Origin of the sequence: Limnobacter sp. CACIAM 66H1, assembly GCF_001601825.1 — a bacterium.
Classification (GTDB): Bacteria; Pseudomonadota; Gammaproteobacteria; order Burkholderiales; family Burkholderiaceae_B; genus Limnobacter.
Genome location: NZ_LUJK01000075.1, coordinates 1 through 10,341 on the forward strand (window position 1 = coordinate 1; position 10,341 = coordinate 10,341).

Here is a 10,341-nt window from a genome sequence, read left to right on the forward strand (position 1 = left end):
TTTGGACAGCCATTCATTGCTTTGCGAAATGGCCTTGTTGACATCCATCTCGAACTGCAGCGTGGCTTCCGCAGGAGCAACAGGCATGACCTTGATTGACAACTCAGTTGCAATGCCAAGTGTGCCCATGCTGCCGGGAATCACTCGTGCCACGTCGTAACCCGCCACGTTTTTCATGACCACGCCGCCGAAGTGCAAAAGCTGGCCTTTGCCATCCAGCAATGTGCAGCCCAACACATAATCTTTCACGCCGCCCCGGCTTAAACGGGCCGGGCCAGCCAGGCCACTGGCAATTGCACCGCCGACAGTACCGCCTGTTCCCAATCGTGGGGGTTCAAATGCCAATTCCTGTTTTTGCGCAGCCAGTGCGGCTTCCACCTCAGCCAACAGTGTGCCTGGTTTCACGGTGATGACCAGTTCCGTGGGTTCGTATTCCACAATGCCTGCCCATTGGCGCATGTCCACTTCTTCACCTTGAAGGGGGCCGCCGTAGAAATTCTTGGTGCCACCGCCCACTGGACGAAGTTGTGTGTTGTTGCGTGCAGCCAGTTCTACCCGTTTGCACAGGTCGTCGATAAAGTCGCTCATGGTCTCGTTCTTTTAAAAGCGGGGCAGGTCAGCGAAAGGCACTTGCCCACCGTGCACATGCATGCGGCCGTATTCGGCACAGCGGTGCAGGGTTGGAATGGCTTTGCCAGGGTTGAGCAAACCAGGTTCGTCGAAGGCTTTTTTCACCGCAAAGAATGCGTCCAGTTCAGCGCGCGAAAACTGCACACACATCTGGTTGATTTTCTCGATGCCCACGCCGTGCTCGCCGGTTACAGTGCCGCCGACCTCCACGCACAGTTCCAGAATTTCGGCACCGAAATCCTCCGCGCGTTTGATTTCCTCAGGCTTGTTGGCATCAAACAAAATCAGGGGGTGCAAATTGCCGTCGCCCGCATGAAATACGTTGGCACACCGCATGTCGTACTTTTTCTCCATCTCGGTGATGGCATTGAGTACATCGGCCAAACGGCGGCGGGGAATGGTGCCGTCCATACAGTAATAATCGGGCGATACTCGGCCCGCCGCTGGAAATGCGTTTTTGCGGCCAGCCCAAAATTTCAGGCGTTCAGCTTCGCTTTGCGACACCTTGATGGCTGTTGCTCCACAGCCATTCAGCACGCGTGTCATTTCAGCAATTTCCTCGGCCACTTCTTCCGGGGTGCCATCGCTTTCAAGCAACAAAATGGCTTCCGCTTCAGTGTCGTAACCGGCTTTTACAAAAGGCTCCACCATTTGGCTGGCGCGTTTGTCCATCATCTCCAGCCCCGCTGGGATAATGCCGGCAGCAATCACGGCAGCCACCGCATTGCCTGCGTTGGCGACATCGTCGAAGCTGGCCATAATGACCTGTGCCAGTGCGGGTTTGGGCACCAGTTTTACGGTGACCTCAGTAACCACAGCCAGCATGCCTTCTGAGCCAATCACCAAATTCATTAACTCGAGGCCAGGCGCATCGGGTGCTTCGGAGCCGAACTCAACGATTTCGCCTTCAATGGTAATCGCGCGCACCTTCAGCACATTGTGTACCGTGAGGCCATACTTCAGGCAATGTACGCCGCCGCTGTTTTCGGCCACATTGCCGCCAATCGTGCAGGCAATTTGGCTAGAGGGGTCGGGCGCGTAGTACAGCTGGTGTTGGGCGACGGCTTCGGAAATGGCCAAGTTGCGAACACCGGGCTGCACCACGGCACTGCGGGATTGCACATCCACTTTCAAGATTTTGTTGAATTTTGCCATCCCCAACAAAATACCGTGTTTGTGGGGTTGCGCGCCGCCGGACAAACCTGTGCCGGCACCTCTGGCCACCACGGGTACGTTCAGTCGATTGGCCAGTTTCAGGATTTGAATCACCTGGTCTTCGGTTTCAGGCAGTGCCACTACCATGGGCAACTGGCGAAACAGGCTTAAACCATCGCATTCGTAAGGCTTGGTGTCTTCAACTTCGTGCAACACGGCGTGGGCGGGCAGAATCTGGTTCAGTCCTGCGATGACCTCTGCGCGTTGGGCAGCATTCAGTACAAAGTCTTCGGTGGGCGCATTCATAGGGGGTACCTCTTTGACAGCTTTTAAGAATACCTTTTTCGAGGTGATATGGTAATTGGTGCTTGCCCGAAGCAGTTTTGCCTGTAAGTCAAAACTGATTTGTGATTGGGGTTGTTTTGTGAACTCGGCGTGGGTTACATGGTTCGCACTGAACTAGTGATTTAAGAGCTGAACTTGAAGGGTCACCGCTGCCCGAAAACTTGGCATTTCGGCTTGTCGTCTTGAGTCTGCACTAAGCCAAGCCCTCCAAAAGTAACGGTCGGGTCTTGGCTTTCGCGCCAGGGCGCGATCGTTAGCCTCGGTGCGCCAAGCCGGCAAGTTTTCTGACTGGTCATCGTGCGACCCTTCAAGTTCAGCTCTCCGCACTTCCGTGCAGCGCCTCTCCACCTCCGAGCGACTCACGGCTGTGTTTGGGGCCCAATCGGCGGCGGTGTTTCGATCGCCTCGCCTTCAAGAAAACCTGCCCGTTTGAATTCACCCGCCACGGTCGGCCATGGGCCGGCACCGAGACTCGGTCCGCCCTTTTGCCGAGCGAGGTGAGTCAGGGTGAATATCAAAAAGGGAAATACAGGTTTTCTGGCGAGAGAGCGGAACCCAAGCCGAGTGGGCGATCAAGAACGACAAGAGATCGGAACCCAAGCCGATCGGGCAGTTAACCGGCAGACGAGAGATCGGAACCCACGCCAACTGGGCCAATACCACCATTTAGCGAGCTGCGAGCTCGCACCTTGGTCGCGTGACCATCCCGTAATTGCGAGTATCCAGCAGTGCCGGGTTTTCAGCCAGTTGCATGGCGCCGGCAAATGCGATCATGGCACCGTTGTCGGTGCACAGGCTTAGTTCCGGGAAATACACCTCAATGCCGCGTTTGCTGGCCGCCTTCACCAATTGCTCACGCAGCAGTTTGTTGGCTCCCACGCCTCCGGCCACCACTAAGCGTTTGTGATCTTGCTGTAGGCATGCTGCCAAGGCTTTCTTCACCAGGGTTTCAACAATAGCGGCCTGAAAGCTGGCCGCCAAGTCCGCTTTGTCTTCAGCAGAGATCAACATGGTCTCTGAGGGTTGGCTGACCCCTGCCAATTTCATGGCGGTGGTCAGTACGGCTGTTTTCAGGCCAGAAAAACTGAACATGAAGTCCCCGCTGTGCAGCATCGGCCGCGGGAGCTTGAATCGCTCCGGGTTCCCACTCTCCGCCAGTTTCGACAAGGCCGGACCGCCCGGGTAGGGCAGACCAATCATTTTTGCTGTTTTGTCAAAAGCCTCGCCTGCGGCATCGTCCAGTGTTTCCCCAAGCAGGGTATAGCGCCCAAGGCTTTCCACACCCATCAATTGGGTATGCCCACCGCTGACCAAAAGGGCTGTGAAAGGAAATGCAGGTGGGTTTGAAGAAAGCAAGGGTGACAGCAAATGTCCTTCCAGGTGGTGTATCGGGATTACAGGCAAGTCCAAGCCCATCGCCAGGCTATAGGCAAAGGCACAGCCAGCCATCAATGCGCCAGGCAAACCGGGGCCAGTGGTCACCGCAATGGCGTCTACCTCGGACATCGAAATACCTGCCTGAGAAAAAGTATCTTCCATCAAAGGAATCAAGCGGCGAATGTGATCACGGGAGGCCAGTTCGGGAACTACTCCACCGTAATCCTTGTGCATGGCGATTTGCGAATACAACGCCTGTCCCAGGATACGACCGTCAGTGGTGCAAAGCGCCACACCGGTTTCGTCACACGAGCTTTCAAAACCAAGCACGATTTTCGGGGGAATTGCAGCAGGGATCAATTTGGAAGGCCAGAACGTCGTCAAGCCCTTATTTTAGCGCAGTGCCGCACGGATTAATCGCAGCGGGTCAATACGTTTTGCTAACTATTTGAATCTGAAAGAGAACTGAAGCAGGTAAGAGCAACACAACAAATGACATTTCGGAGACAGTTCATGTTGAAAGACCCGTTCAGAGTGTTCGCACTGTCGTGTTTGCTGATCGGGCTTGCTGGCTGTCTATCCGAGTCTGAGCCCGGTGTGGTTGCACCTGCTGGAGGGGGTTCTTCTGTAACGCCCTCTGAAAACCAGACCCCTCTTCAAGTGAAAAGTCAGGCTACCGCAGTTGGGCACGATGCGCGTGTTGAGCAAGTCACCTTGACTGCATTCGATGGCACCGAGTTGGCCATGACCGTGTATTTTCCGGAACTTGCCGCTGGTGAGGCAGCGCCTTTGTTACTGCACTCCCACGGGTTTGGTGGCAACCGTTCTGCAACGCTTGATTTCGATGAAGCCACTCAAACTTCTGAAATAGGGGTAGACACCCTGCAGGTGGCCTACAACGAAAAAGACAAAACCACGGCGAGAGCGGGCTGGTACATCATCTCCTACGATCAACGTGGGCACGGTGATACTGGCGGCAATGTCACCATTCTTGATCCTGATTTCGAAGGCAAGGACCTAAAAACCATTCTGGACTGGGCTGAGGCCAACTTGCCCAACCTTGGGCATCGGAGCAAGGCCGGCAAACTCGATCCTGTCATTGGCACCATCGGGCGAAGCTATGGCGGTGCATTTCAGTTAATCGGCAGTGGCCTAGATTCCCGAATTGATGCCATGGTGCCCAATGGCACCTGGTACGACCTGCGTTACAGCCTGAACCCTGCAGGTGTGCCCAAAACGACCTATCTCAATGGCTTGGTTGCCGGCGGTTTGCAGAGCAATCGCGGTCGTTTTGATCCATTTCTTTTTGAGGGTCTTTTACAGGCCAACACCACCGGTGTGGTGTCGGAGGAAATCGTCAAGCGTTTGGGTTCCCAGGGTTCAGTGTCTTATTGTGACCTTGCTGCAAATCTGCCCCGTGGCATGACACTGAAAACCGATGTGCCCGCTTTCTTTATTCAGGGTGCCACGGATGTATTGTTCAACCTGAACGATGCAATCTGGAATTTCGAGTGCTATCGAAAAGTGAATGCGAATGCAAAACTGCTCTTTGTGAAATATGGTCACTTGCTGAACGCTTTGGGTATTCAACAAGATCCTGCAGCAGCCCTTGCTGGCACAGGTGCAAAGTATGCATTCAATGAAAGTCTCATCTGGCTGAAAACCACGCGCAATGCCTGCCCAGCCGCCAACTGGGATGCGGATACCGGCCGCTGTGTCATTCCCTTGAAGAACATGATGTTTCAGTTCCTCGCCCAACACCTGGTTGGGGCACAGCAGGCCCGCTCCGAGAGTTATCTGGGTTTTGCACCCCTACCTTTGCCGGAAATCACCGCGGTGCTCGAGGACAGCCGGAACGACCCCACAGCCGTCGAAGTGAAGTCGAATTCATCCAGTCGTCCCAAACTCGAAGGTGTTCGCGCAGCCTCTGCTTTCACCATGCCTACTCAGGTCATGACTGGCATCACTGGAATCCCTTCAGGGCTTACTTCAACCCAGGCGGCACAATTGGCGCAGCCCATCTTCGTGGACTTGAACAACGCCAATGTAAAAGGCTGTTTTGTTGGAACTCCCCAAGCCACCGTGAAAGTAGAGCCAGTTGGACCGGCCTCGCCAGAGGCGCCCATTGTGTACTTGGGGCTGGGTTTGAAGCGTGCCGACGGCACCCAAACTGTGTTGCATGATCAAGTTACGCCTTTGAAAGGTTATGGAGAAAAGTCCATTGAGTTGCCAGGCATTTCAGTGCAACTGAAAGAGGGCGATTCACTGACCTTGACCATCCAGGGGTTCAGTCCAGTGTTTGTGACCAGTTTCAATCGCCTGCCTGTACCTGTCACAGTCAGCGCGAGTGTGGCTTTGCCCAACGCAGTGCAAGACCCGACGGGTTTTTGTAGTTTGTGATCAAAAAGGCGCACCGTTCTACACAGAATGGTGCGCTGCACTAGTTGGGTGCCAGCCCTTCCATTCAATACTTCTCCATTTCACCGGAATCAGCCTCTTTGTGGTGCAAAACCACACTGAATTGGCTGGCACGTCCCTTGCATTAGCAAGGTCGTAGGTCGTCAACGGCGGCGATCTGCAGGTGGATTGACAGGTCTCCCGCGGTTGTGAAAGCGACCAAAGGAGTTGGACAACGGCGTCCGTGCTGCTTCGTGCAGCCGGGGGCCGTTTTTTTTTGGGTAAATTGGGATTAATAGTATGCTGATGTCCGTCAAAAAACAGAAGCTGGTGGTAATTGGTAACGGCATGGCCGGTATCCGGGTGGTCGAGGAGTTGATCAAGCTCGCCCCTGAATTGTATGAAATCACCGTGTTTGGCGCCGAGCCACATCCCAACTACAACCGGATCATGCTTTCGCCTGTATTGGCTGGAGAGCAGAAATTCGATGAAATCGTGCTCAATGACTGGGACTGGTATACCAGCAACAACATCACACTGCACGTGGGGCGTGAGGTCACCGAAATCGATCGTGTAAAGCGCTTGGTGAAATGTGCAGACGGCACTAGTGCAGCTTATGATCGCCTTCTATTGGCCACAGGATCCAACTCTTTCATTCTCCCTGTGCCGGGTTCAACCTTGCCTGGCGTAATCGGTTACCGTGATATTGCCGATACCGAGGCCATGTTGGACGCCGCCAAGCACTACAAAAAAGCCGTCGTGATCGGTGGCGGTTTGTTGGGCTTGGAAGCCGCCAATGGTTTGGCCATTCAGGGCATGGACGTGAGTGTGGTGCATTTGCCCACCTGGTTAATGGAACGCCAACTTGACCCCACTGCGGCAGGCCTGTTGCAGAAAAGTCTTGAAACCAAAGGCCTGAAATTTTTGCTGGCTAAAAATACCAAGGCACTGCATGCGGGGCCTGACGGTCGAGTCGCCAAGATTGAATTTGCCGACGGGGAGGTACACGATGCCGACCTGGTTGTGATGGCCGTGGGTATTCGTCCGAACGACAAGCTGGCTGCCAGCAGTGGATTGCACTGCAACCGCGGTGTAGTGGTCAACGACACCATGCAAACCATCACCGATCCAAAAATTTACTCCGTGGGCGAATGTGCCAGCCACCGTGGTGTTGCTTACGGTTTGGTTGCACCTTTGTTTGAACAGGCCAAAGTGTGCGCCAACCACTTGGCGCAGTTCGGCATTGGCCGTTACGAGGGTTCAGTTACTTCAACCAAGCTGAAGGTCACGGGTGTTGATCTGTTCTCCGCGGGCAACTTCATGGGTGGAGAAGGATTTGAGGAATTGCTGCTCTCCGACCCCATTGGTGGAGTTTACAAAAAACTGGTGATCAAGGAAGACAAACTGGTGGGCGCCTGCCTTTACGGTGACACAGTCGACGGCTCCTGGTATTTCAAGTTGATGCGTGAAGGCAAAGCCATCAAGGAAATCCGGGACAAGCTGATGTTCGGCCAGAACAATATCGGCGATACAGGTCACGAAGGGCAAAGCCAAGCCAGCAAAATGGCAGACAGCGATGAGGTGTGTGGCTGTAATGGCGTGTGTAAAGGCACCATTGTGCAGGCCATTAAAACCAAAGGTTTGTTCACCATTGAAGAAGTGCGCAAGCACACCAAGGCCAGTGCGAGCTGTGGTTCGTGCACTGGTTTGTGCGAGCAAATTTTGATGAGCACGGCGGGCGCTGATTACTCTGCCACGCCGAAAACAAAACCCATGTGTGGCTGTACTGACCATGGGCATCAAGTGGTTCGCGATGCGATTTTCAAGCACCACTTCACCACCAAGGAAGAAGTGTTTGCTGCCATGAACTGGCGCACACCCAATGGCTGCGCGACTTGCCGCCCCGCCGTGAATTATTACCTGATCAGCTCGTGGCCTGGCGAGGCGGTGGACGATCCGCAAAGCCGTTTCATCAATGAACGCGCGCACGCCAACATTCAGAAAGACAAAACCTATTCGGTGGTGCCACGCATGTGGGGTGGGGAAACCACTGCGGCGGAACTGCGCCGCATCGCCGATGTGGTCGACAAGTACAACATTCCCACCGTGAAGGTAACAGGTGGTCAGCGCATCGATTTGCTGGGTGTCAAAAAAGAAGATTTGCAGAATGTGTGGAAAGACCTGGACATGCCTAGCGGTCACGCTTATGCCAAGGGTTTGCGCACCGTAAAAACCTGTGTGGGCAGCGAATGGTGCCGCTTTGGCACGCAAGACAGCACGCAAATGGGCAAAGACCTTGAACGCGGTTTGTTCAAAATGTACGCGCCCCACAAAGTGAAACTGGCCGTGTCGGGCTGCCCGCGAAACTGCGCAGAGAGTGGCATCAAAGATGTGGGCGTCATCGGCGTGGATTCTGGCTGGGAAATTTATGTGGGTGGCAACGGCGGCATTAAAACCGAAGTGGCCCAGTTTCTGTGTCGCGTTAAAACCTCTGATGAAGTGATGGCTGTGAGCGGTGCTTTCCTGCAGTTGTACCGAAAAGAAGGTTGGTACCTCGAGCGCACGGTGCATTACCTGGAACGTGTCGGTCTTGATCATGTAAAAGCCAAAGTGATTGACGATGTTGCCAATCGCAAGGCCTTGTGGGCTGAACTTCAGGCCGCGCTGGCCATTGAGGAAGACCCGTGGCACAAGCCCAAGGAAGCACAGGTTGATTTGCGCCAGTTCATTCCAATCAAACTGGCGGAGGTGGTCTAATGTCGGCTTCACTACTTAAGGAACGAAAGGAAATTCAAATGGAATGGATCGACATTTGCGCCGTGGAAGACATCCCTGTATTGGGGTCACGCATCGTGCGCCGCCCCACCGGGCAAGACATTGCAATATTTCGTAACAGCGAAGAACAGGTGTTTGCCTTGCTGGATGAATGTCCACACAAAAAAGGCCCCTTGAGCCAGGGCATCGTTCATGGCACCACGGTCACTTGTCCTCTGCACAATTGGCAAATTGGTTTGGCCGATGGCTGCGCACGCGAACCCGATGAAGGCTGCACCGCCAAATTCACGGTGCAGGTGGTTGATGGCCGCGTGCATTTGAAAGCCAGTGAAGTGAAAAACCACGGTATTTAATTTTTCGGAATTACTGCTCAATGACCGAACTGCTGCAATCCATTCAAAGCACCAAAACAACCTGTCCCTATTGTGGTGTGGGTTGTGGTGTCGTGGTGCGCACGCAAGGCGGGAAAATCATTGACGTAAAGGGCGATGAAACGCACCCGGCCAACCTGGGTAAATTGTGCAGTAAGGGCAGCAAACTGGCTGAAACTGCAACCGCAAATGTGTACGGGCAAGTGCGGGCCAATCAGCCTTTGCTGCGCATTCAGCGCGACCAGCGAGTGGCGCCCACTGACTGGAACACCGCGCTTGATTTCACCGCACGCGAATTTGCAAGGTTGATTGCCACGTATGGACCCGACAGCGTCGGCTTTTACATCAGCGGGCAACTGCTGACTGAAGATTATTATGTGTTCAATAAACTCGCCAAGGGTTTGATCGGCACCAACAACATCGACACCAATTCACGCTTGTGCATGAGCAGCGCCGTGAGCGGTTACAAACGCACGCTGGGTGCAGACGCACCGCCCTGCAATTACGATGATTTGACCTTAGCTGATTGCGTGTTCATTGCCGGTTCCAACATGGCGTATGCGCACCCAGTGGCTTACCGCAGGCTTGAAGCCGCGCGGGCTGCCAACCCCGGTCACAAACTGATTGTGGTTGACCCCCGCGCAACCGACACCGCGCTGATGGCTGATTTGCATCTGAAAATTCAGCCAGGCACCGACGTGATGTTGTTCAACGCCATGTTGCACGTGATGATGCAAAACGGTTGGCTTGACATGGCCTACATCAACAAACACACAGAGGGCTTTGATGCCGTGGCCAAGGGGGTGGTCGATTACACCCCCAAGCTGGCTGCCAGCGTGTGTGGAGTTCCCGAGGCAGACATTGTATTGGCTGCCACCTGGTTCGCCCAAAGCAACAGGACACTCTCCCTGTATTGCCAAGGGTTGAACCAGGCCACCACGGGGACTGATAAAAATACCGCGCTGATTGCCCTGCATTTGGCCACAGGGCAAATTGGCAAAGAAGGTTCTGGCCCGTTTTCGCTGACGGGGCAACCCAACGCCATGGGTGGTCGCGAGGTCGGCGGCTTGTCCACTTTGTTGCCCGCGCACCGCGAATTGAACAACCCCGCCCATGTTGCAGAGGTGGCGAAGTTCTGGGGCGTGAAGCAAATCAGTGCAACACCGGGTGCCAGTGCAGTTGAAATGTTTGATCAACTGGAACAAGGCAAAATAAAAGCCGTGTGGGTGGCGTGTACCAACCCGGCGCATTCATTGCCCAATTCGCAAAAAGTGGCGCGTGCCTTGCAAAA

7 protein-coding genes are annotated in these 10,341 nt (G+C 54.4%); 4 read left to right on the plus strand and 3 right to left on the minus strand.

Translation table 11 applies throughout. The annotated features are described in order from the left end of the window. The 3 genes from A0129_RS14850 to tsaD form a co-directional block, all read right to left on the minus strand. Window positions 1–588 (minus strand): FAD-binding protein (locus A0129_RS14850; RefSeq protein WP_291716190.1); only part of this gene is annotated, 588 nt, incomplete at its 3' end. 12 nt (window positions 589–600) lie between these two features. After that, the gene (locus tag A0129_RS14855; RefSeq protein WP_291716191.1) at window positions 601–2,091 is read right to left on the minus strand and encodes an FAD-linked oxidase C-terminal domain-containing protein; all 1,491 of its coding nucleotides are present in this window, start codon (window positions 2,089–2,091) and stop codon (window positions 601–603) included. A gap of 705 nt (window positions 2,092–2,796) precedes the next feature. After that, window positions 2,797–3,840 (minus strand): tRNA (adenosine(37)-N6)-threonylcarbamoyltransferase complex transferase subunit TsaD, encoded by a 1,044-nt coding sequence (tsaD, locus tag A0129_RS14860; RefSeq protein ID WP_291716195.1) that lies wholly within the window; start codon window positions 3,838–3,840, stop codon window positions 2,797–2,799. A 180-nt stretch (window positions 3,841–4,020) separates the two neighbouring features. Between tsaD and A0129_RS14865 the strand changes: the two genes are divergently transcribed. The 4 genes from A0129_RS14865 to A0129_RS14880 form a co-directional block, all read left to right on the plus strand. After that, window positions 4,021–5,907, plus strand: a complete 1,887-nt coding sequence (locus A0129_RS14865) for a CocE/NonD family hydrolase (RefSeq protein ID WP_291716192.1) — start codon at window positions 4,021–4,023, stop codon at window positions 5,905–5,907. 297 nt (window positions 5,908–6,204) lie between these two features. Further along, the gene (gene nirB / locus A0129_RS14870; protein ID WP_291716193.1) at window positions 6,205–8,661 is read left to right on the plus strand and encodes a nitrite reductase large subunit NirB; all 2,457 of its coding nucleotides are present in this window, start codon (window positions 6,205–6,207) and stop codon (window positions 8,659–8,661) included. Then, entirely contained in the window at window positions 8,661–9,032 is a 372-nt protein-coding gene (nirD, locus tag A0129_RS14875) for a nitrite reductase small subunit NirD (RefSeq protein WP_341710531.1), read from the plus strand. The genes nirB and nirD overlap by 1 nt, the downstream gene beginning before the upstream one ends. Before the next feature lie 20 nt (window positions 9,033–9,052). Further along, the coding region (locus A0129_RS14880; protein ID WP_291716194.1) for a molybdopterin-dependent oxidoreductase at window positions 9,053–10,341 on the plus strand (1,289 nt) is incomplete at its 3' end.